The sequence below is a fragment of the Pseudomonas gregormendelii genome (assembly GCF_017114825.1).
Taxonomy (GTDB): domain Bacteria; phylum Pseudomonadota; class Gammaproteobacteria; order Pseudomonadales; family Pseudomonadaceae; genus Aquipseudomonas; species Aquipseudomonas gregormendelii.
The window spans coordinates 112958-134789 of the sequence record NZ_JADEVO010000009.1 but is presented as its reverse complement, the minus strand read 5'-3'; the positions used below and the strand labels follow the sequence as shown (position 1 = coordinate 134789).

Annotated in this window: 23 protein-coding genes, 1 pseudogene and 1 riboswitch; of the genes and pseudogenes, 11 read left to right on the top strand and 13 right to left on the bottom strand. The window is 61.6% G+C overall.

What is annotated here, in order from left to right; genetic code table 11:
- Nucleotides 1-79 precede the first annotated feature (79 nt).
- A riboswitch (cobalamin riboswitch) is annotated at nt 80-274 on the top strand.
- Nucleotides 275-415: 141 nt separating this feature from the next.
- From IMW75_RS09205 to IMW75_RS09195, 3 genes are read left to right on the top strand one after another with little or no spacing between them, the layout of a single operon-like run.
- Nucleotides 416-1429, top strand: coding sequence for an ABC transporter substrate-binding protein (locus IMW75_RS09205; protein ID WP_201147355.1), 1014 nt, complete (start codon nt 416-418; stop codon nt 1427-1429).
- Nucleotides 1426-2442, top strand: a complete 1017-nt coding sequence (locus tag IMW75_RS09200) for a FecCD family ABC transporter permease (RefSeq protein ID WP_205892427.1) — start codon at nt 1426-1428, stop codon at nt 2440-2442. The genes IMW75_RS09205 and IMW75_RS09200 overlap by 4 nt, the downstream gene beginning before the upstream one ends.
- Nucleotides 2439-3224 carry an ABC transporter ATP-binding protein gene (locus IMW75_RS09195; RefSeq protein ID WP_205892426.1) on the top strand — a complete coding sequence of 262 codons (786 nt, stop codon included), beginning with the start codon at nt 2439-2441 and terminating at the stop codon, nt 3222-3224. Before IMW75_RS09200 ends, IMW75_RS09195 begins: the two co-directional genes overlap by 4 nt.
- On the opposite strand, the gene IMW75_RS27335 is transcribed toward IMW75_RS09195, so the two are convergent.
- Nucleotides 3118-3375: a carbon-nitrogen hydrolase family protein gene (locus IMW75_RS27335; RefSeq protein ID WP_414704644.1), complete on the bottom strand. Its 258-nt coding sequence runs from the start codon at nt 3373-3375 to the stop codon at nt 3118-3120. The genes IMW75_RS09195 and IMW75_RS27335 overlap by 107 nt on opposite strands.
- A gap of 105 nt (nt 3376-3480) precedes the next feature.
- Nucleotides 3481-4812 (bottom strand): aminotransferase-like domain-containing protein, encoded by a 1332-nt coding sequence (locus IMW75_RS09190; protein WP_205892425.1) that lies wholly within the window; start codon nt 4810-4812, stop codon nt 3481-3483.
- Between the two features lie 82 nt (nt 4813-4894).
- Here IMW75_RS09190 and IMW75_RS09185 point away from each other — a divergent pair, with 82 nt between their 5' ends.
- Nucleotides 4895-5791 carry a DMT family transporter gene (locus tag IMW75_RS09185; RefSeq protein WP_045062341.1) on the top strand — a complete coding sequence of 299 codons (897 nt, stop codon included), beginning with the start codon at nt 4895-4897 and terminating at the stop codon, nt 5789-5791.
- 63 nt (nt 5792-5854) lie between these two features.
- Nucleotides 5855-6163 (top strand): NIPSNAP family protein, encoded by a 309-nt coding sequence (locus tag IMW75_RS09180; protein ID WP_045062221.1) that lies wholly within the window; start codon nt 5855-5857, stop codon nt 6161-6163.
- A 1-nt stretch (nt 6164) separates the two neighbouring features.
- Here IMW75_RS09180 and IMW75_RS09175 read toward each other — a convergent pair whose 3' ends face one another.
- Nucleotides 6165-6587 (bottom strand): DUF2268 domain-containing putative Zn-dependent protease, encoded by a 423-nt coding sequence (locus tag IMW75_RS09175; RefSeq protein WP_205892424.1) that lies wholly within the window; start codon nt 6585-6587, stop codon nt 6165-6167.
- Nucleotides 6588-6668: 81 nt separating this feature from the next.
- Between IMW75_RS09175 and IMW75_RS09170 the strand changes: the two genes are divergently transcribed.
- The gene (locus tag IMW75_RS09170) at nt 6669-8081 is read left to right on the top strand and encodes a M15 family metallopeptidase (RefSeq protein ID WP_205892423.1); all 1413 of its coding nucleotides are present in this window, start codon (nt 6669-6671) and stop codon (nt 8079-8081) included.
- Nucleotides 8082-8083: 2 nt separating this feature from the next.
- Here the strand turns inward: IMW75_RS09170 and IMW75_RS09165 are convergent, their stop codons facing one another.
- From IMW75_RS09165 to IMW75_RS09125, 9 genes and pseudogenes are all read right to left on the bottom strand, one after another.
- Nucleotides 8084-8542: a GNAT family N-acetyltransferase gene (locus IMW75_RS09165; protein WP_205892422.1), complete on the bottom strand. Its 459-nt coding sequence runs from the start codon at nt 8540-8542 to the stop codon at nt 8084-8086.
- Nucleotides 8543-8878: 336 nt separating this feature from the next.
- A complete protein-coding gene (locus IMW75_RS09160; RefSeq protein WP_045062227.1) occupies nt 8879-9619 on the bottom strand; it encodes a TorF family putative porin in 741 nt (246 codons plus the stop codon).
- Between the two features lie 106 nt (nt 9620-9725).
- The gene (locus tag IMW75_RS09155; RefSeq protein ID WP_205892421.1) at nt 9726-11468 is read right to left on the bottom strand and encodes an amidohydrolase; all 1743 of its coding nucleotides are present in this window, start codon (nt 11466-11468) and stop codon (nt 9726-9728) included.
- Between the two features lie 21 nt (nt 11469-11489).
- Nucleotides 11490-13367: an amidohydrolase family protein gene (locus IMW75_RS09150; protein ID WP_205892420.1), complete on the bottom strand. Its 1878-nt coding sequence runs from the start codon at nt 13365-13367 to the stop codon at nt 11490-11492.
- 164 nt (nt 13368-13531) lie between these two features.
- Complete coding sequence (locus IMW75_RS09145; protein ID WP_045062233.1) at nt 13532-14551, bottom strand: helix-turn-helix transcriptional regulator; 1020 nt, start codon at nt 14549-14551, stop codon at nt 13532-13534.
- 118 nt (nt 14552-14669) lie between these two features.
- A pseudogene (locus IMW75_RS09140) lies at nt 14670-15620 on the bottom strand (sterol desaturase family protein); the annotation flags it as partial.
- 105 nt (nt 15621-15725) lie between these two features.
- Entirely contained in the window at nt 15726-16259 is a 534-nt protein-coding gene (locus IMW75_RS09135) for a cysteine hydrolase family protein (RefSeq protein ID WP_205892419.1), read from the bottom strand.
- Between the two features lie 96 nt (nt 16260-16355).
- Entirely contained in the window at nt 16356-18083 is a 1728-nt protein-coding gene (gene ggt, locus IMW75_RS09130; protein WP_205892418.1) for a gamma-glutamyltransferase, read from the bottom strand.
- Between the two features lie 181 nt (nt 18084-18264).
- Nucleotides 18265-18711, bottom strand: coding sequence for a hemerythrin domain-containing protein (locus IMW75_RS09125; RefSeq protein WP_045062241.1), 447 nt, complete (start codon nt 18709-18711; stop codon nt 18265-18267).
- A 147-nt stretch (nt 18712-18858) separates the two neighbouring features.
- Here IMW75_RS09125 and IMW75_RS09120 point away from each other — a divergent pair, with 147 nt between their 5' ends.
- Entirely contained in the window at nt 18859-19287 is a 429-nt protein-coding gene (locus IMW75_RS09120) for a GNAT family N-acetyltransferase (protein WP_205892417.1), read from the top strand.
- Between the two features lie 78 nt (nt 19288-19365).
- Here the strand turns inward: IMW75_RS09120 and IMW75_RS09115 are convergent, their stop codons facing one another.
- A complete protein-coding gene (locus IMW75_RS09115) occupies nt 19366-19716 on the bottom strand; it encodes a hypothetical protein (protein ID WP_205892416.1) in 351 nt (116 codons plus the stop codon).
- Between the two features lie 159 nt (nt 19717-19875).
- Here IMW75_RS09115 and IMW75_RS09110 point away from each other — a divergent pair, with 159 nt between their 5' ends.
- The 4 genes from IMW75_RS09110 to tusD all read left to right on the top strand — a co-directional run bounded on the left by IMW75_RS09110 (nt 19876) and on the right by tusD (nt 21832).
- Complete coding sequence (locus IMW75_RS09110) at nt 19876-20124, top strand: hypothetical protein (RefSeq protein ID WP_045062247.1); 249 nt, start codon at nt 19876-19878, stop codon at nt 20122-20124.
- A gap of 20 nt (nt 20125-20144) precedes the next feature.
- Nucleotides 20145-20474 (top strand): DUF6388 family protein, encoded by a 330-nt coding sequence (locus IMW75_RS09105; RefSeq protein ID WP_045062249.1) that lies wholly within the window; start codon nt 20145-20147, stop codon nt 20472-20474.
- Between the two features lie 26 nt (nt 20475-20500).
- Nucleotides 20501-21205, top strand: a complete 705-nt coding sequence (locus IMW75_RS09100; protein ID WP_045062252.1) for a YoaK family protein — start codon at nt 20501-20503, stop codon at nt 21203-21205.
- 237 nt (nt 21206-21442) lie between these two features.
- On the top strand, nt 21443-21832 hold the full coding sequence (tusD, locus tag IMW75_RS09095) for a sulfurtransferase complex subunit TusD (protein ID WP_205892415.1): 390 nt from the start codon (nt 21443-21445) through the stop codon (nt 21830-21832).

Sequence of the window (21832 nt, the reverse complement as noted above, 5' to 3'; positions counted from 1 at the left end):
CTCCTACGCAGCTCCTACGCAGCGCCTGCGCAGCGCCTGCGGGAATTGGGCACGCGGGTTCCCCAAGGGCAGCCGGATCGACTACCATGCCGCCGCCGGTTTCCACATGGGATTAATAGGGAATCCGTGATGCTCGCGCAGCATCAAACGGAACTGCCCCCGCAACTGTAGGTGCTGAGCCTGCTCCACGATTGCCACTGGGATCGCTCCCGGGAAGGCCGGAGCCAGGTGATGACGCACCAGTCAGGAGACCTGCCGGCAAAAAATCACTAACCGGCGGGGTGTCCGGGAAGGACATCCTTGGCGCGCGGGTCACCTTGGTGATCAGCAGTGCACTGCATTTGCGGCAGCGTTCGATGATGTGTTTCCAGTCCGTATTGCCCTGCTCCGTTTACGGTTCAACTGGAGATCGCCCATGCTGCTGCCCCGCTTCGCCACCCTCTGCACGGGCCTGGGTCTGTGCGCCCTCGCCCAGGCGGCACCGACGCAATACCCCCTGACCGTGGAGAACTGCGGCAGCACGCTGACGTTCCAGCAGGCGCCGAGCCGAGCAGTGACCATCGGCCAGGCCGGCACGGAAATGCTCTACGCCATGGGATTGAGCGACCGGCTGGTGGGCACCTCGCTGTGGTTCAACGACGTGCTGGGCCGCTACAAGACCGAGAACGACAAGGTGCCGCGCCTGGCTGACAACGAGCCGAGCTTCGAGGCGGTAATTGGCAAGCGGCCACAGCTGGTGGCAGTGGAACTGGAGTGGATGGTCGGCCCGCAAGGCGCAGTCGGCACCCGCGAACAATTCCATGAGTTGCAGATTCCCACCTACCTGATGCCTTCCGACTGCGAAGCCAAGGACAACCTGGTGGGCGCCGACGGCACGCGGCTCGAAGCGTTTCGCATCGACAGCCTGTACAAGAGCGTCAGCCAGCTGGCGGCAATCTTCGATGTGCAGGCGCGTGGCGAGAAGTTGAACGCCGAGCTCAAGGCCAGCCTGGCGAAGTCCATTGCCATGGTGCAAAACAAGGACCTGAAGCACACCAGCGCGCTGTTCTGGTTCTCCAGCGCCAGCCTGGATATCGACCCCTATGTCGCCGGCCACAAGGGCATTCCCGATTTCATGCTCAACACCCTGGGCGTGCGCAACGTGGTGCAGTCCGACGAAGAATGGCCAACGGTGGGCTGGGAAACCATTGCCAAGGCCAACCCGACATTCCTGGTGATTGCCCGTATGGATCGGCGCCGCTTCCCGGCTGACGACCACGAAAAGAAACTGGCCTTCCTGCGCAGTGACCCGGTCACGCGCAACATGGACGCGGTGAAAAACAATCGCATCATCATCCTCGACGCCATGGCGATGCAGGCCAGCCTGCGGATGTTCGATGGCCTGGAAACACTGGCCACCGCCATCAACGGCTACGACTTGCCGAAATGACCGGGACGCTGATTCGCACGCTGCTGGCCTTCGTCACACTGCTGCTGGCGGTGATCGCCGGCGTGGCCATTGGTGAAACGCCGATCGAGCCGGGCGTGGTGTTCCAGGTATTGGCCAACAAATTGTGGGCAGCCGGCCATGTGCTCGACCCGATCGACGAAGGCATCGTCTGGAACTACCGCCTGACCCGGGCACTGGTGGCCGCGGCTTGCGGTGCAGGCCTGGCCACCTGTGGGGTGATCCTGCAATCACTGCTGCGCAATCCACTCGCCGATCCCTACCTGCTGGGTATCTCCGCCGGGGCTTCCACAGGGGCGGTTCTGGTGGCGTTGCTGGGGCTGGGCGCGGGGGCCATTTCGTTATCCGTCGGCGCTTTCGCCGGGGCTGTCGCAGCCTTCGTGCTGGTGATTTTGCTGGCGCGGGTCAGCGGGTCGTCCAGCGGCACCGGGCAGATCATCCTGGCCGGCATTGCCGGCTCGCAATTGTTCAACGCGCTGACAGCGTTCCTGATCACCAAGTCCGCCAGTGCCGAGCAGGCTCGCGGCATCCTGTTCTGGCTGCTGGGCAATCTCAGTGGCGTGCGCTGGCCGTCGGTGTGGTTATCGGTGCCCGTGGCCCTGCTCGGCCTGGCGGTGTGCCTGTGGCACCGGCGGGCGCTGGACGCCTTCACGTTCGGGGTCGATTCCGCAGCCTCCCTTGGTATCCCGGTGCGCCGGGTGCAGTTCATATTGGTGGGCAGCGCGGCGCTGGTGACGGCCGTAATGGTGTCGATCGTCGGCTCCATCGGTTTTGTCGGGCTGGTCATTCCCCATGCCGTGCGCCTGTTGCTGGGCACCCGTCACGCCCGCTTGCTGCCTGCCAGCGCGCTGGGTGGCGCGCTGTTCCTGATCGCGGCAGATGTGTTGTCGAGGACGTTGATCAAGGGCCAGGTGATTCCGGTCGGGGTCATCACCGCTCTGGTGGGCGCACCGGTGTTTGCGTTGATCCTGGTCGGGCGGAGGAATGCCCGATGAGCGGCGAAGCGTTGGTATTGAGCTGCGCCGGGCTGGGGTTCGATGTCCGCGAGGTGCAGTTGTTGCACGACATCGATCTGCACATTCAACGCGGGGAAACGCTGGGCATCGTCGGGCCCAATGGCTCTGGTAAATCGACCTTGCTCAAGTTGCTCGCCGGGGTACGCGAGCCGTCCCGGGGCGAAGTGTTCCTGGGCGGCACACGCCTGGGCAAGCTGCCACGGCGAACGATTGCGCAAATCCTGGCGGTGGTTGAACAGCAGGCGAACACCGATGATGCCATCCGTGTGCTCGACGCCGTTGCCCTGGGGCGAACCCCCTGGCTGTCAGCGTTGCGCCCGTGGTCCCGGGAAGACGCACACATTGTCGAGCAGGCGTTGGTTGACGTCGATGCCGCGCACTTGAAAAACCGCACCTGGCGCAGCCTCTCCGGCGGGGAGCGCCAACGCGTGCATATCGCTCGCGCCCTGGCCCAGCGGCCGCAAATCCTGCTGCTGGATGAGCCCACCAATCACCTGGACATCCAGCATCAGCTGTCGATTTTGCAGGTGGTGCATGCCCTGCCCGTCACCACGGTGATCGCCCTGCACGATCTCAACCAGGCACTCACCTGTGACCGCCTGGCCGTGCTCGAACGCGGTCGACTGGTGGCGCTGGGCGCCCCCGTGGAAGTGCTCACGCCCAAGCGCCTGCAAGACACATTCGGCGTGCAGGCGCATTACCTGATTGATCCGTTTGACGGGGCGCAGATCCTGCGTTTTCGCGGTGCGCCTGGTCTGTGAATCGCGCCAGTGCGGCAATATTGGCGCGATCGAGAAACCCGGTGATCTGCGACTCGGGGAAAATCACGATATCGGTACCTGGCGCACAGGCCGCAACGGCATCCAGGGTGCGCTGCAGGTTGTAGGCGACATCGCCATCGCGACCCGCCATCTGTATGAGTTCAAGCTTCATTGTCGGACCTTTGAGGTGAAATACGTCCCGGCCAGGAAACGAATGACTTTTGCCAGAGGCCAGGCAAGTATGCGTATCACCCGCCTACGAATACGCCCCCACCATCCACTTCACCCGAGCCAACGCCTGCCCAAGCGTATCAATGTCCACCGAGCCCAACGCCAGGCGAATTGCATGGGGCACATGCGCCGAAGTGGCAAACGGCTCGGCCGTCGAAACGGCAATATTCTCCTCCATCAACGCCTTGGTAATCTGGTCCGCCCGGGCATCTTCGTCCAGCGGCAACCACAGGAAATACGACGACGGATGCGTCACGCAGCGCAGCCCATCCAGCGCACACAACGCAACGATCTGCCTGGCCTGGGCGTCGGCCCGCTTCTCGGCTTCCAGTTGCATCACCGTGCCATCGTCCAGCCAGGCACAGGCAATCGCAGTCATCACCCCCGGGGTGTTCCAGGTGGTGGACCGGATAGCGCGCTCGATGGCGGCCACCTTGTCCAGAGGCGCGGCGACAAAACCGATGCGCAGGCCGGTGGCGATGCTCTTGGATAAACCGGACACATAGACGGTCCGCTCCGGCGCCAACGTAAACAGCGGTGGCGGCGGGTTTTCGGCGAGGAACGCGTAGGCGGCATCCTCGATTATCAGCAGCCCGTGCTTGCGCGAAATGGCCACCAATTGCTCACGTTGCGCGGCAGGCATCACCCAGCCCAAGGGATTGTGCAGCGTCGGCATGCTGTACACCGCCCGCACTCGCCGACTGCGGCAAAGTTTTTCCAGGGCCTCGAGATCCGGCGCGTCGGCGCCACCAGGAATCGGCGCGATTTCCAGGTGCAGCGCTTCGGCCAGCACCTTGAAGCCCGAATAGGTCAAGGCGTCTGCGGCGATCACGTCGCCCGGCTTGAGCAACGCCATCATCGTCACCGCCAGGCCATGCTGGGCGCCGCTGACCATCAGCACTTGATCGGCATCGACAGCCAGCCCGCGCGCGCCCAGGTGCCGAGCCACCGACGCACGCTCGTGCATGCGCCCCGCATGGGGTTGATAGCGCAACAGCGCCTCCAGGTCACCGCCAGCGGCCAACTGGCGCAACGCACTGCGCAGCATCTCGCCCTGCCCCGGCAGCGACGGATAGTTGAAGTTGAGATCGATCATGCCAGCGACGACTTCCTGCTGGTCGATGCCCAGATTGGGCGGCAGCGAAGTCTCCCGGACAAAGGTGCCGCGCCCGGTTTCGCCACTCACCAGGCCCATGGCTTCGAGCTCGCCATACACCCGACTCGCGGTCACCAGCGCCAGACCTTCACGGGTGGCCAGTTGGCGGTGAGTCGGCAAGCGGGTGCCCGGCAGCAGGCGACCGGCACGGATATCGGCGGCAAAGGTATCCACCAGGGATTTGTAACGCGAGCGCGGCATGGGCGATGTATCCATGACAATTTTTTGATTGTTATTGATTCTCGACCCTAGGATGGCTTTCTGCAAATTTGAGTGTGACGAAATGGAACGTGCATCAAGCCTGCAAAATCCTGGCCGGGAAAAGTCCGCGAGCGGCTGGCTCAACGGTTTTATCGGAGTGCTGATCTTCAGCGGCTCGCTGCCCGCCACCCGCCTGGCCGTGCTGGAGTTCGATCCGGTGTTCCTCACGGTGGCCCGCGCCAGCATCGCCGGGTTGCTGGCGCTGTGCATGCTGTGGCTGTTCAGGGAACAGCGCCCGGCGCGGCATCAACTGCTGCCCCTGGCCATCGTCGCGTTGGGTGTTGTCCTGGGTTTCCCGTTGTTGACCGCCCTGGCTTTGCAATATGTGACATCTGCCCATTCGATCGTCTTCGTCGGCCTGCTGCCCCTGGCCACCGCGGTATTTGGCGTGCTGCGCGGCGGTGAACGTCCGCGACCGGTGTTCTGGTTGTTCTCGATTCTGGGCAGCCTGCTGGTAGTCGGCTTTGCTCTCTCCCAAGGCGTGACCGCCTCGCCCATCGGCGATTTATTGATGTTGGCGGCCATCCTCGCCTGCGGCCTCGGATATGCCGAAGGCGCAAAGCTGTCCAGGACCCTCGGTGGCTGGCAGGTAATCTGCTGGGCACTGGTGCTGTCGTTGCCGGTGATGGCGCCACTGGCCTGGTGGCTCGCGCCGCCGACCCTCTCGGGCATCACGCCCTCGGCGTGGGTGTGCCTGGGGTACGTGTCGATTTTCAGCATGCTGGTGGGTTTTGTGTTCTGGTATCGCGGACTGGCGCAGGGCGGTATTGCGGCAGTCGGCCAGTTGCAATTGCTGCAGCCGTTTTTCGGCCTGGCTCTGGCAGCCACGCTGCTGCATGAACAGGTCAGCCCGGGCATGCTGGTGGTGACGGTGGCGGTGATTTTATGTGTGGCCGGGGCGAAAAAGTTTTCCAGGTAAGATTCGGGCCAAGGCGATCCGTGATTTCATAGCACTTTGATTGGCAATTATTGAGGAAACATCGTGGTCACTTGTTATCTGAAGTACGTGCTTGATCCCTATCAGCTCAAAGCGTTCGAGTACTACGCGAAGTTATGGATTCCGCTGGTTGAAAAATTCGGCGGGCAGCATCACGGCTATTTTCTGCCTTCCGAGGGCGCCAACAATATCGCCATGGCGATGTTCACCTTTGCGAGCCTGGCGGAGTATGAGCGTTATCGCCAGGACTCGATGCAAGACCCGGAGTGCATCGCCGCCTTCAAGTACGCTGAGGAAACCAAGTGCATTCTCAGCTATGAGCGCAGTTTTTTCCGGCCGGTGTTTGGGGGTTAACTCAGGTTTTGCGTAAAACCAATCCTGCTTCGACTGCCGAGTCGATGATCAAGCTGGCAGGGACATTGATCCAGGTCGCCGCGTCAATGTCGCCTGCCCCCGCCAGCCACTGCTCCACCATCTGATCACCAAGGATGTAGCCCAGCCATCTTGGATGAACTCCGGTGCCGAAGAACCACGCGCTGTGGTCGTAGTACGTGGCGTCGAGTGCCTGGCGATCGGCCGGAGTGCACAGCAGACCGACGCGGTTCACCGCGCTCTCCCAGGGTTCCGCTGCGCTGCCGAGCAGATGGCGGACGAACTGTCCGGCCAAGCCCTCGCTGACCAATGCCTCGCCGAGGGTCCAGCCGTAGCCGGGACCGGCCATGCGCAGGCAGTGATGAACCTCATGGATGATCCGCCAATGCAGCGTCCATGAGTCCATTCATCTATCCCTTCTATCGTAGTGGAGGCTAAGCTCAGCCAGCCAAGCGGCCAATCATATCCACCGGAAGCCACTCTGACCATGCGCCTGAGAACTGCAATTTTCGCCCTTCTGAACCTTGCCATGGTGGCCACGGCCAGCGCCGAGTCCCGGCCCGGGCACATGGTGTATTTGCGCACTATCGACCCGAGCATCGAGCAGGACATGCGCTACGCCAGCGCCCATAACTTTACCGGTCGCGCACTTGAAGGATATGGCGCCGCCGAGTGCCTGTTGTCCCTGGAGACCGCCCAGGCCCTGGCCCGGGTGCAGTCATCCCTGCGGGCCGAAGGCTACGGCTTGAAGGTTTTCGACTGCTATCGTCCCAACCGCGCAGTGGCCGACATGGGACGCTTTGCTACAGAGCCCGGCGACCCGCGCAAGACCGAGTTTTACCCTCGGGTAGATAAGCAGGACTTCTGGCGACTGGGTTATGTGGCGCGGGTTTCTGGCCACTCCAAAGGCTCAACCGTCGACCTGACCCTGACCGGACCGCAAGCGCTGCCCGCCGCCAAATGGACGCCGGCGGCTTCGCAGGCAGACTGCACCGCGCCATTTGACCAGCGCTGGCATGATGGTGCTGTCGACATGGGCACCGGTTTTGATTGTTTCGACGAGCGCGCCCACAGCGCCAGCGCCGCGATCAATGCCACGGCGAAATCCAATCGCCAGCGCCTCACCAGCGCGATGGAAAAGGCGGGCTTTTCCGGCTATTCGAAGGAGTGGTGGCACTTCACCTACGCGGGCGAAGGGGTGAAAAAACAGGTGATGGATTTCCCGATCACCCACCTGGGCGCTCGCGATCTGATCGATGCCAGCCAGCAGTTGATCGTGGTCACCACCAAAAACTGGGACGACACCCAGGGCAGCGCCCAGCGCTATGAACGCGATGGCAGCACCTTGCGCAAAGCCGGCGACGCCTTTGCGGTGGTAGTTGGCAAGCACGGGATGGCCTGGGGCAAGGGTTCGTTCGAACCCGGTGCAGGCCCGGTCAAACATGAAGGCGACGGCAAGGCACCTGCCGGTGTATTCACCTTGGGCACGGCATTCGGTTTCGATCCAGCCGCGCCGACAAAGCTGCCGTACCTGGCGCTGACGCCGTCCACCGAATGTGTGGATGACAGCCAATCCCCGCGCTACAACGAACTGGTCGACGGCGCCGCCATTGCCAGAGACTGGAACAGCTCCGAGCGCATGCGCAGCGAGGACGTGCTGTATCGCCAAGGCATCTTCATCGATCACAACACCCCGGCGACCCGCGGCGCAGGCTCGTGCATCTTCTTCCACATCTGGCGCAGCCCCAACTCGCCAACGGCGGGTTGCACGGCCATGGACACAGCGGACATCACCCGCTTGCTCGGCTGGCTGGACCCTCGGCAATTGCCACTGCTGGTGCAAATGCCCGAGGCGCAGTACGAGCAGGCTCGCGCGTCCTGGGGCCTGCCGGCACGCTGATTTCAGCGCTGCTGCAAATCGAGGCAGTAGGTGTAGTAACCGCTGTCGCGCACGTAACCCAGCGACTCATACAAGCGCTGGGCGTTGAGGTTGTCGGTCGCCGTTTCCAGCACCATGCCTTTGCCGCCAGACAACACCGCAAAGGAGCGCGCCGTATTCATCAGCAAAGTTCCGACTCCGCGACCGCGGGCATTGGCCGTGGTGAACAGGTCTCCAAGCAGCCATGTACGGTGGGCGTCGATGGAGGAAAAGGTCGGGAACAGCTGGACAAATCCCAGCGCCTCGCCTGTGTCGTCCTGGGCAAGGAAAATCACCGACTCATCCCGGGCGATGCGCTCGGCGATGAAAGCTCGCGACTGCGCCAGGTTGGAAGGTTGGCGGTAGAAAACGCGATAGGCGTCGAACAACGGAGCGATGAGATCGAGGTGACTGGCGTCGGCGCGCAGGGCGTGTAGGGACATGGAGGATTGTCTCCGTGGGGGTGGATTGGGGTATTGTTGGTAGGCAAGGATAGATCAAAAGATCGCAGCCTCGTTTTACTCGACAGCTCCTACAGCTCCCCCTCATCGCAATGGCGCAGGCCTGTGCGGAACTGGTGAGGCCCGAGACAGTGCACCTGGCAAGACGGGCCCCTCGACACCCTCGCGAGCAGCCCGCGAATCTAAAAATCCCTGCCCGCCACAGATACCCTGTAGGAGCTGCCGAGTGAAACGAGGCTGCGATCTTTTGATCTGGCCTTTCAGGGTCAAAAGATCGCAGCCTCGTTTCAAGGCAGGTCCTGCGAAGCGTCCCGCAACTCAGAATGTCTTGCTGACGCTCGCGACCACCGTGGCGGTGCACAGGTCACCATAGCCGTACCAGCTCGCGCACTCGCTTTGCGACAGGTCGGTGTCGATGTAGCTCAGGCCCCAAGTAACGCCGACGAACTCCCGGGTGAGCTTGGCTTCCCATTCGTAGTAGGCGTCGCGGTTGTCACCGCTGCCGGACCAGTAGGCCGGGTCCTTGACGTCGCCGCGACCCACGCGCAGGTCCAGCCCCGCGTCAGCCGGCAACTCGATCTTGTAGGCGAGGTAGGTGTAGAGCGTGTCCTGGTCTTCGCCAAACCCGTTGGGCGTGTCGTTGGAGTAGTAAACGCCGAGTTTCACCCCATAGACGTCGAGAATCCCGTACACCTCACTGAAATTGAACTGCCCCTCCTTCGGGTAACTGTACTTGAGATAACCGAGGTCCAGGCTGATGGCGTCGCTCGCCTGCCAGTAGTAACCGGCGTAGTACTCGAGCTCCTGGCGGGTCTTGAACGGGCCGCCGAAATCCACGTTGGAAGTCCAGGCGCCGACATACAGGCCGCTGCTATGCACCAGCGTGGCGCCGGCCTGGATCGCCGGATCACCCAATGTCTGAGAAATCCCCCGGGTACGGTAGTCGCTGAGCGCGGCCAGGCTCATGTCCAGGCTGAAGTTGTCGTCAAGGGCCATGGCCTGGGAGGTCAAGGGTGCCAGAGCCAGGCTGGCAAGGGTGAGCAATGCGCGCGGGTTCATACGAATCTCTTGTTTTTATGAGTGGCAGGAATATCGGGCGTGCGGCTGCCGAGCCCCTCGCGGTGCGAGGGGCCAGACGGTTTTTTCAGGGGTGGTGAAGGAGCGGTCAGGACGCCGGGGTGTAGACTTCTTTGCCGGCGAAGAAGGTTTTCAACACCTGGGTGTCGAACAATTCTTCGTCGCTGACCTTGAATACGTCGCGGTCGAGAATGATCAGGTCAGCCTGTTTGCCGGGTAACAGCGAGCCGATCTGTTTCTCCAGACGCAAGGCTTTGGCGGCGTTGATCGTGTAGGCATAAAACATGCTTTGGCGATCGATGCTTTCATTGGCATTCAACACGCCCAGCGGACCTTTTCGGGTACTGGCCTGAGCGATGGCATTCCACGGATTAGGGCTGGATACCGGCCAGTCACTGCCGCCGGCGATCAGCGCCCCTGCGTTATGCAACGACCTCGCTGGGTACTGGTAGCCGTAGGCAAAAGCGCTGATGTACGGCTTGACCAGTTCCACGGTATAGCTCTCACCCGTGGCCCACAGTAATTGCATGGAAGCGATCACTCCCAGTTGCTTGAAGCGCGTAAATTCCTTGGGGTTGACCAGTTGCAGGTGGCTGATGCTGTGCGGCATGGGGGTCGGGTTGAGCTTACGCGCATATTCAAACGCATTAAGCGATTCGCGCACCGCGCGGTCCCCGACGGCATGCATGTGCACGATCCAGTCGCGCTGCTCTGCGGCCACCACCAACTCGCCGAAGTGGGCGGGATCAATCAGCAGTTGACCGTCTTTGCCACTGTTCTTGAACGGCACGATCACTGCAGCCGTCTGGCCAGGGAACTCCAGCACGCCATCGGCAAAGACCTTGAGGCCCGGAAATGTCAGGTTGGGCACGCCGGCGAATTTCTGCACGACCTTGTCCAGCACTGCCAGGTCGGCCGGTTTGCTCCTGGGATTGGTCAGCAGTAACGCCGCTACATGCGCCGTGAGTTCGCCTTGTTGCGCCAGTTCGCGGTACAGCGGCAGCACGCCGTAGCTCTGCTCGGTGGCATTGAAATCGAAGAGCGAGTCACCGCTGCCGGCGTTCGCCGCAGCGTCCATCCAGGCGGTAACGCCGTATTGATTATTGACCCTGACAGCTTCCCGCGCCGCCTTCAGCATGACCTGCTGGCTGGGTGGCGGAATCTGGCTGCGGACCAGGTCCCAGCGCGATTCGGCAAAGTAACCGGTGGGGGTGAAATCCTTCTCGTGTCCCACGTAGCTGCGCTCGGATTCCGACAGGCTCTTCACGAGCGCGGCGTCGATCTTCAGGCGGTTGAGCATGGCGTTGTTGGCCCAGCCGGTATGCCCGTCGATCCCACTGAGCACCAATGGCTGATCAGCCCAGCGGCCCTGATTGAAGCGCTGGCCGAGCTGCCGGCTGTTCTCCCAATAGGCCGAACTCACCCCGGCGATGCTGATCACATCACCGGCCCGGGCGCGTCCGGCCCGGTCCTGCTCGATGATCCATTGCTCAAGCTCCGGCAACGGTTTGACCTCGTCCAGCAACGTGGCGCCCATGCTGTCGAACGCAGCCACCACCGGGTGGCTGTGGCTGTCGATCATGCCGGGCATCAACACCTTGCCCCCCAGGTCGATGCGCCGGGTGCGCTCATCGGCCAGGGCATTGATCTGGGCATCGGTGCCCACCTGAAGAATCTTGCCGTCTTGCACGGCCACGGCCTGCACCAGGCCCTGACCTGGTTCGGCGGTGAATACTTTGCCGTTAAACAACACCAGGTCGGCGGCAGCCATCGCTTGCAGCGAGGTCATAGCCAGCGAGGCGGCCAACAGGTTGGGGAGAAATCGTTGCATGGGAATGCTCTCTGGTTTTTTTTATTGAGCGGTCGGAGTGACTGAAGCCTGTGAAGCCTGGGGCAACGCTTGCGGGTCAAGGCCCACAAACGGCGCCTTGGCCCACACCACCTTGCCGCCGACGACAGTCAACAGCACTTCATTGCGGCCCAGTTCTGCTTCCGGCACCTGCATGAAGTTTCTCTTCAGGACGATCAGGTCGGCGAACTTGCCGACTTCAAGCGAGCCGGTGACGGCCTCCAGCTTCAGCTGTTGGGCGGCATTCAAGGTGATGGCCCGCAGCACTTCGCTGCGCGACAGCGCCGGGTCGCCATTGAGTTTGCCGGCATACTCGGGCCCATAGCTGTGGGGGTTCAGCGGATCGCCGGCGCGGGTCACGCCAATTTTCAACGCGAGGAACTCGTCGAGCGGATCGACCGGCCAGTCGCTACCATAGGCAATGCGCCCACCGGCGTTGGCAATGCTGCCCGACGGTTCCATGCGGGCAAAACGTGCCGACCCCAAATGTTCGTGGGTGCCGTCAATGGTGGACGGCGCCTGCTGGGCCCACTGAAAGGACATGGTTGCCGTCACATCGAGCGCCTTGAAGCGCGGGTAGTCGGCGGGGTCCACCGATTCTGCGTGGGCGATGGCAGGCCGAAAGTCGCTGCCAGGCAGCTGACGGCGCACGTATTCGACACTGTCGAGCGAGGCGCGCACTGCCCGTTCGCCGGTAGCATGCAGATGTGGATCAAGTCCGGCCTGGACAGCCCTGAGCAACAGCGGGTTGAGCGTCTGAGGCGGGAAATATAACTCGCCGAGATTCTTGCCGGGCGTCCACTTGGGGGCCTTCTCGGTCCCGCTGTTTTGCAGATAGGGCGTCAGCATCGCGCCGGTGTCCGCAGGCGCATTGATGATCCCGTCCATGAACAATTTGACGTGACGCATGCTCACACCAGGAGCCGGTTGCGCGTCGCCCTGGTCATAGGTGGCGGCCAGGGCCTTCGCTTCGGCGATGGTCTTTGCCGGGTCCGCTGCTGCGGCGGCCGGGTCCAGTTTGATGGCCAACAGTGCTCGGGAAGTCAGCTCGCCCGACTGCTGCAGCTGAGTGAATGCCTTGGCGCTTTCAGCACCGGACAAGGCATCGAAGAAACTGGTGATGCCTTGCTGGCGCATGGCGTCGAGTGCGGCGCGAGTCTGAATCAACTTCTGTGCATCGCTGGCGGGAGGCACTACGGCGGCCATCGATTCGGCGGCGCCGTCTTCGCAGATGCCAGTGGGATTGCCCGCGCTGTCACGGGCGAACTTGCCGTCGCCGGGATCAACGGTGTGCTTATCGATGCCGGCGAGCGCCAGGCCGCGTGAATTCACCAGCACGGTATGGAAATCGCTGGAGCGTACCTGGATGGGACGTTGGGTCCTGAGGGCGTCCAGCGTCGACTTGTCCGGGTCGCCATCGAGCCCGTCCATGCCCATGCGGTCCCAGCTACCGACTTCCAGCCAGACATCCGGCCCTTTGTCCGGCTCGGCATCCAGGCACGCCTGAATCCGTTCCTGGAATACTTTGCGGGTCATGGTCTGGTATTTCAGATCGCACAAGGTCATCGCCCGACCACCGTCACCCGGGTGCATGTGCGCGTCGATGAAACCGGGCATCAGCATGCGCCCGCCCAGGTCGAGCTGCCGGGTCTGCGGACCGACAAAGGCGGCCACCCCAGCCTCGCTGCCGACGTAGACGATCTTGCCGGCCGTTACCGCAATTGCCTGCTGCACGGAATTCTGGCCATCGACGGTATAGACATAACCGTTGCGCATGACCATGTCGGCGGCGTTGGAACCTTGGGTCTGACACCCCACCAGCGACATGAAGGAAAATGCCGTCGCCGTCGTCACTGCGATACCCAGCCTGGAGAATTTCACGTGTCTCACCTCTGTTTTTATAGTTTTTAAAGCGCCCGATCAGACTGCCGTGCTCGCCCCGTAGTGCAGGAGCTACCCTATAGGGCGCGGCGTTTGAATGGACCTCTACAAATGAGGAGGGTGAGGAAAATACTTGTGGATGCAGCGCGCCGCAGAAGAATCTGTTATCCGGATTTGGCCAGAGGGTTCGCAGAGGGGGAGCGCAGTGCCGACCCCAGTTCGACCTTGCTTTTCACCCCAAGCTGCACATAGCAGTTGCGCAGGTAAGTGCGCACGGTGGCCGGGCTCAAGGCGAGGATTTTGGCGATTTCCTTGTAGGAATGGCCGGCGGCAAACAGCATCGCTGCGGTGCGCTCCCGGGGTGCGAGCATCACCCCGCGTGACAGGGTTTCCAGGGACAGGATCACATGCTCGCCGTTAGGCGAGAGTGTCAGGGCGCAGCGTCCCAGGCGCATCACGCACGGCGCTTTGGCTAACTGGACAATCACCTCGGGCGGCAGCGTCGAACCGTCCCACTGCGGCAATTCGCGCTGGATGGCCACACCCAGGGCAGCGCCGATATACAGCAGGCTGCCATCCATGCGGGCGACGCCGAAGTCGCTTGCCCCATTCCCCGTGTCGACGCGAATCATGTCCTGCACCTGGAACCGCCACAGCTGCAGCAGATGATCGCAGAAGGCGCTGAACAAACCGGCCGCGTCTTGTTCGAACGCGCACTCATGCTGGCCGCGATACAGGCACACGAAGAACATTAGTCCGCTTTCGGGCAGCTCAAAGGTGATGCACATCGCATGGAACAGATCGTGGCGCCGGGCAAAGGCACTCACGCCTTCGTCCAGATCGTCATAACCGCTGTCGCGCACCACGGTGCCGGGCTTGCTTAAAGTGTCATGGGAAAAACTGTCCGCATCGGCGCCCTTGTGCCATTCCACGGCAAAGGATTCAGGCAGGTCGATCCGCCCGTGCATCCAGCTTTTCGGAGGAATATTGACGCCCGACACTGACATCTCCCCCCACCAGGCCGACGCAAAGGGCACCAGTGAACGAAACGCCTGCAGGCCATCTTCGATGAAGCGGGTTGAGCGATGATCCCGGGCCAGCCGACCCAGTTCCAGCACGCAAAGATTGAACGCCTTTAGCGTTGCCATCGATACCTTGGTGCCGACCTGGTCCCCCTCCTCCATTGTTTCTTATCCTGATCATTACACGACGTATTAATTTGACGATGCCATAGGCGTGCCGGTGCGTCCAGTTCATGACCCGCTGACGTAGGCTAAGGGTTTGCGCCCACGGCCTGAGCACACGGATCTTGCTGACGATTTCGCGCAAAGGCATCACGATCAGGTCGCCGAGCGTGTGGTAACGCTCAGGGCCCTGGCCGGCGAGGCCGAACTGCAGCGACTCAGGCTTGGACGTGGTGACGTAGAGCGTGCCAAACATCCAGTCCCACAGGGACAGGTTGACGCCAAAATTCCTGTCGAAGTGGCGCGGCGCATCGCTGTGATGGATCTGGTGCTGGGCCGGGCTGTTGAGCACATGCTCGATGGCCGGGCCGAACGATAACCACACGTGGCTGTGGCGCAGGTTCGCCGCCAGCCCGTTGAGGATGAACACCAGGTAGGTCACGCCGAACAGGGTGTAGCGGCTGATCTCGCCGCCACAGGCATACCAGAACACACCGGCATAGGCGCCGACGATCACGCTGATGGAGAGCTTTTCCACCACCTTCTCCAGGAAATGCACGCGGCTGGCTGTCGCCGGTACCAATACCTGTGCCGAATGGTGGACCTTGTGGAACGCCCAGAGCCAGCGCGTATGAAAGGCGCGGTGGGTCCAGTAATGGGTGAAGTCTCGCGCCAGGAAAACCCCCAGTCCGTACAGCAATGAAAGGCCGAGGTGTTGCTGCACTTGCACGCGAGCCCCCCACAGGTTGGTGAAAAAACCAACGTAGTCGGCCGAGCGCAGGATGTGCGGGTCAACGATGCCGACGATGGGCAGCACCAGCGCGACCTTAAGGATGGCGCGCACAAAGTAGTAGCGGTAATCCAGTAACGCAGAGGGGTGAAAATGCACCTTGCCGGCGCCGATGAATTGCCAGAACGATGAAGCATCAGTCAAACCGCGACGCCTGCGGTAACGAAAAAGGCTGTAGGCGACCGAGTAGGACACGCCAAGGAACAACAGGCCAAAGCGGCCATTGAGGTCGAAGATGCCAACGAACTCGTGGGCGACCGGCTCGATCACCCACGCCATCAGGTAGCCAGAGAGAAGCGCGAAAACTTCCACGACAGATTCGCCTCATGCCAGGGAAGGACGTGGGTTGGAGGAACAGGCGATAAGTGTAGCCGTGGTTCGGCTTTAAAGTTTGATTTCGTTGGCCGCTGTTATGTCGATCCGGCCTACCGGGCCGGTCAGGTGGGCCAGGATTTTGTTGTGTTCGGCAATAATGTCTTCGGCGGTGGTATTGCCGTTATCGACCGTGGAATGCGCGTCGCCGGCGAGTACCACGTCGTAGCCCAGGGCATGCGCCTGGCGGACGGTGGCGTTTACGCAATAGTCGGTTTGCAGGCCGCAGATGATCAGGCGATCAACCTCACGCTCCAGCAGCAACGCTTCAAGTGGGGTCTGGTAGAAGGAGTCCCCGGTGGTCTTGTCTATTCGCAGGTCCTCGGGCGAAGTGTCCAGTTCCTTGGCGAGTTGCCAGCCCTCGGAGCCATGTTGCAGCAAGTCGCCCTTTTCCTGGTGCTGGATGAGCACGACCGGGATGCTGCCGGCCCTTGCCCTGCCGCTGAGCGTGTTGATGTTGGCAATCACCCGTTGAATATCGAAGCATTGGTACTGGCCGGTGCACAAGGCGTGCTGTACGTCGACGATCAGCAGTGCGGTGGTCATGATTGTCCTTCCTTGAGTGGGTGTGCTGGTGAAGCGCTTTGTGAATACAGAGCGGGGGGAACAGAAAATAGATCTGTCCCCCTGTAAATACAACCTTCAATAACCGAGCGACAGACCGGTATTGCGCCGCGGGTCGTTGGCTCCGTAGAAGCGGTTCTTGCCAACCGGCTTGCCCTCAAGCGAAGGCGCCCCGACCAGAATCGCCGCGACGTGATTGGCATCCTGGGGCCCGGCGAATTTATGGCCCATGCTTTCGAGCATCTTCACCGTGTCGGGACTGGTGGTGAAGGTCTCCAGGTTGGTTTCTTCCGGCAGCCATTGCTGATGGAAACGCGGGGCATCCACCGCTTCCTGGATGTTCATCCCGTAGTCGATCACGTTGAGGATGGTCAGCAGTGTCGCGGTAATGATGCGGCTGCCCCCCGGGGTGCCGACGACCATCACCACCTTGCCGTCTTTGGTCACGATGGTCGGGCTCATCGACGACAGCGGCGCCTTGCCGGGAGCGATGACATTGGCCTCACCCTGCACCAGGCCATACATGTTCGGTACGCCGATCTTCGAGGTGAAGTCGTCCATTTCGTCGTTGAGGATGACCCCGGTCTTGCTGGCCATGACGCCGGCGCCAAACCAGTCGTTGAGGGTGTAGGTCACCGACACCGCATTGCCCCATTTATCGACGATCGAGTAATGGGTGGTGTTGCTGCCTTCATGGGGCGCAACGCCGGGCTTGATCTCGCGGGACACGCCGGCCTTTTTCGGGTCGATGGCGGCGCGGATTTTGGTCGCGTAGTTCTTGTCCAGCAGGTGTTCGATAGGATTTTTAACGAAATCCGGGTCGCCGAGGTAGCTGTTGCGGTCGACATAGGCGTGGCGCATGGCTTCGATCTGGTAGTGCATGCCCTGGGCCGAACGGTAGCCCAGGTCTTTCATCGGATAGCCGTCGAGGATGTTCATGATCTCGCAGATCACCACGCCGCCGGAGCTTGGCGGTGGCGCCGAGACCACGTGATAACCCCGGTAGTCGCACTCCACAGGTGCCAGTTCGCGGGTTTTGTATTTGTCTAGGTCGGCCTGGGTAATGATGCCCTTGTTGGCCTGGCTGGAGGTGACGATGGCGTCGGCAACCCAGCCTTTGTAAAAACCGTCGGCGCCCTTCTCGGAAATTTCCCGCAGGGTTTTGCCCAGGTCTTTTTGCACCAGTTTCTGCCCGACCTGCATCGGCTCGCCGTTGCTCAGGAAGATCGAGCCGGAATCCTTGATGTCTTTTTTGAAGACGTCTGTGGCGTATTCCAACAGCTCGACATCGCCCTGCTGCAGCTCAAAACCGTCTTCAGCGAGCTTGATCGCCGGGGCGATCACTTCCTTGCGCGGCTTGGTGCCGTATTTCGACAGGGCCAGCTCCATGCCCGACACGGTGCCCGGAACGCCAACTGCCAGGTGGCCTCGGGTACTGAGGTCCGGAACGAGATTGCCTTCTTTATCCAGATACATGTCGGCAGTGGCGGCCAACGGGGCTTTTTCACGGAAGTCGAGGAAGGTCTTGCGTCCGTCGGCCAGCTGGATGGTCATGAAACCACCACCGCCAAGGTTGCCCGCTGCGGGATAGACCACCGCCAGCGCATAGCCGACCGCGACTGCAGCATCGACGGCGTTGCCACCGTTCTTGAGCACATCGACACCCACATGGCTGGCCAGGTGTTGGGCGGTGACGACCATGCCGTTTTCGGCGGCAACCGGGGCCACTGAGGCCGCGTAAGCAGACAGGCAACTGAGCGCCAGGGAGGTCGCTATCAGCGATTTGGCAAAAGGTTCGAACTTCATGATTCCGTCTCTTTTTGTTTTCAGGTTCGGGGACAAACAGAGTGAACGCTTCAAGAGCAGTACGAAGTATGGTCGCGATTGCGTATTGCGCCTCCCCGGCGCCGTATTGCCCTACACCGGTCCGCAATCCCCGGCGCTCCCCCGTAGGAGCTGCATGCGAAATTCGAGGCGAAGAAGCCCTTCAGGATGCCTGATCGAGCTGCTCGTCGAACTCCTTCAAGTACTGCCCTGCCAGCGTCTCCTTCTGCTTGTCGCTCAGCAATTTGCCGGCCATCTGGAAGAACTTCTGCTCCTCCTCTTTCAAGTGGTGATGGACCTTCTCGGACAATTTCTTCGCAGTGGCCAGCCAGGACGGGCTGGACATCTCGGTCTCGTCGAGGGTTTCCATCATCTCGTCCATCTCGTGGTGCTCGGAAATGGCGTGACGGCTGAGGTCAACGCCATTGTCGAACTCCATCAACGGGATGTAGAAATGCCGCTCCTCGGCGGTTTCGTGCGCCTGCAGCTCGGACTTCAGGCGCTTGTAGGCCTCGGCACGCTCCGGGGTATCGCCGCTGGTCTGGATCAGCGCATCGGCATAGGTACGTTGACGGTCATGGCTTTCGCGCAAGGCTTCAAAAATATTCACGGTGGTTCCTCATCGGCTGCGTTCTCGAATGACGCTGTTAAGGCTAGACATTTGCGCTTGCACGACAGTTCCACGCCAGGCTGGATCAAACCGCACGCGTCGCGCTACGCTGCTGCCGATTCACTCATGGCCATAAGGATGTAGCTGATGACGCTGCGCATAGAAATCACGCAAGACCCCACTGAAGAGCAGCACCAGGCGATTCTCCTGCCGTTGCGTGCCTATAACGCCTCCAAGGCAGGTGTCACGAAAGCGCAGCCGATCGCCTTGCTGGTGCGCGACGAGCACGACCAGGTTCTCGGCGGTTTGTACGGCAAGGTGTTTTACCAGTGGTTGTATATCGAATTGCTGTCGGTGCCGGAAAATGCCCGGGGACAGGGATTGGGCTCACGGCTGATGCAAATGGCCGAGGATCACGCCAGGGAGAAGGAATGCCTGGGGATCTGGCTCGACACCTTCGAGTTCCAGGCGCCGGGGTTCTACCGCAAGATGGGTTATAGCGAGTTCGGGCATATCGCCGATTACCCGCCGGGACACAAGCGCTACTTTTTTCAGAAGCGCCTGACCATCGCCTGACCCTGCAGGCGATACACACCCACCGTGTAGGGGCGAGCAGGCTCACTCCCACAGGTTGAAATGTGTCATTTCATTGAATCAGAGGCAGGTTGCCAACGCAGCCAAGCGGCGCTTGGCCACGAAATCGTCCTGCCGGGCGTAATAGCTCAGCACGGTCCCCGACGCATCCGTGGTCACGTCCACGAACGACTCCGCGGAACGGGTGTAGACGGTCGACCCGCCCTTCTCGCCCGGTTGCAGGTAGGCACCCGCATCGACGCCGAACACCGCCTCGTCCTGCCAGGAAAACTGCACGCACTGGGCGACGACTTTTTCCGGTTTGTCCGACTTCAGGGTCTGGTACGGGGTTTTGGTCCTAGCATCGTTCATCACCGAGCCGGCGCAGCCCGCCAGCAGGGTAGCGGCCAGGGCCAGCAGCAGAATTCGCATTGCGTTCACTCATCAGGAAAAAGCCGACTGTATCATCCAGGCAGGACGTTTCATTCTGCTTTACTTCATTTATACCGCGACACCGCGAGACGATTCGCGCACCCTGTCGCGCCATAAACGTCCGATTGCCCGATTTGCGGGCCATTTTCTGGAAAGGTCATGACACCCAACGCCGAATACTACAAACCTACCGCCGAATACGCCGACAAGCTGATCAGCCAGATTGGCCAGACCCCGTCCTGGATCGCCAAGCGCATCGGTGTGACCGACAAGCGCATCCGCTACATCCTTGAAGGCGAACGCACCGTCAAGGGCGAGACCACGCCAATCCAGATGACCTACCCTGAGCAATTTGCCCTGGAGTGTCTGGCGGCAGCGGCCAAGGCCAGCAAAAAGCAGACTTCGTAAGCCCTTGCCAAGGAGCGACCATGGCAGCAACCGAACAGCAACATGATCAGGCACTGAAGAAGTTTCTCGACGAGCGCCCTGAACTGCGCGTCGAACTCGACAACCTCAACCCTCTGCTGGCCCAGGCCAAGGGCGAGACCGCCGCGCAGTACCGCGAAGAGCGGCTGCACGAAGCCTTCGAAGCCGAGGCCGAGCACCTGGGTTTGTTTGCCTGGGAGTTGACGCTGCAATTGACCGCAGCGACTGAAGCGGACTATCAGGCGCAGCGCCTGGAAGTTCACCGCGAAGTGGCCGAGATGGCGGGCATGGACTGGTTGGAGTATTGCGAGTTATATGGGTTGGCCCACTAACCCATCACACAAGGATGCCCGCACCGATGTTGCCATCGTCCTCCAGTAACCGAGCCAGCGACGGCCATCTGCACGCTCGCAAATGGCGTGGTCGCATCGGCCTGTCGCTGGTCGCCAGCCTCTCGGTGCTCGCCGGCATGACCGATGCCATTGGCTTCATGGCCAGTGGCGATTTCGTCTCGTTCATGAGCGGCAACACCACCCGCCTCGCCGTGGCCATCAGTGACGGCGATGTGGGCCTGACCTTGCGCCTGGTGATCCTGGTGGCCACCTTCGTCGTCGGCAATGCCCTGGGAATTGTTGTCAGTCGCCTCGGCGGCCGCCGGGCGCTGCCGTTGTTGCTGTGCATCGCCATGCTGCTGTGCGGCGCGGCGGCCTGGCCTTATGCAGATCAGCTGCCCGCCCTGCTGGCGGCGATCATCGCCATGGGCATGCTCAATGCAGCCGTGGAAGAGGTCAATGGCCTGCCGGTCGGGCTCACCTACGTGACTGGCGCCCTCTCGCGGTTTGGTCGTGGATTGGGCCGATGGATGCTGGGCGAACGGCGCAACGGCTGGCGGGTGCAGTTGATCCCGTGGACCGGGATGTTCGCCGGTGCGGTGCTGGGGGCGCTGCTGGAGCATCATCTGGGGCTCAAGGCGCTGTTTGTCAGCGGGCTGCTGGCGGGGGTGATCGGGGTGCTGTCGCTGAGGATTCCACGGCGTTGGCAATTGGGGTATATGCCGCGGTAGATCCAAATGTCGTTGTTGAGGCGCCGGCCGCTTTCGCGGTGCAAGTAGAATCGTCGCACCGCCTCTCCCACAGGGTATTGGTGGTGTGCGCAGTATTTGTGGATGGCCGACACCTCTGTGTGAGCAAGGCTTGCCCGCGATGGCGTCTGCACAGCGCCTCGGCCTCTGCAGAAACCTACTTCGCCGCACAGCCGATAAAGCTTTATCATGCTCGCAGTTCCGCTGATCGAGTCCGTCATGAAGTTCGCCATCGCGCTGTTTTCCGCCGCCCATGCGCCCTCCTCGCGCCGCGCCCTGTTGTTCGCCCAGGCCGCGCTGGCCGGGGGGCATGAGATTGTCCGGCTGTTTTTCTACCAGGACGGCGTCTATAACGCATCGACCAGTGTAGTGACTGCCCAGGATGAGCTGGACCTGCCCCGGCAATGGCGCGAATTGGTCGCCGACCATCAACTCGACGGCGTGGTGTGCATCGCCGCCGCCCTGCGCCGCGGTGTGTTGAATGAGGAAGAAGCCAGTCGTTACCAGCGTTCGGTCGCGGTCGGTGCACCGTGGGAGCTGTCCGGCCTTGGCCAGCTGCACGACGCGGTCCAGAACGCCGACCGCCTGATCTGTTTCGGGGGCGCGTAA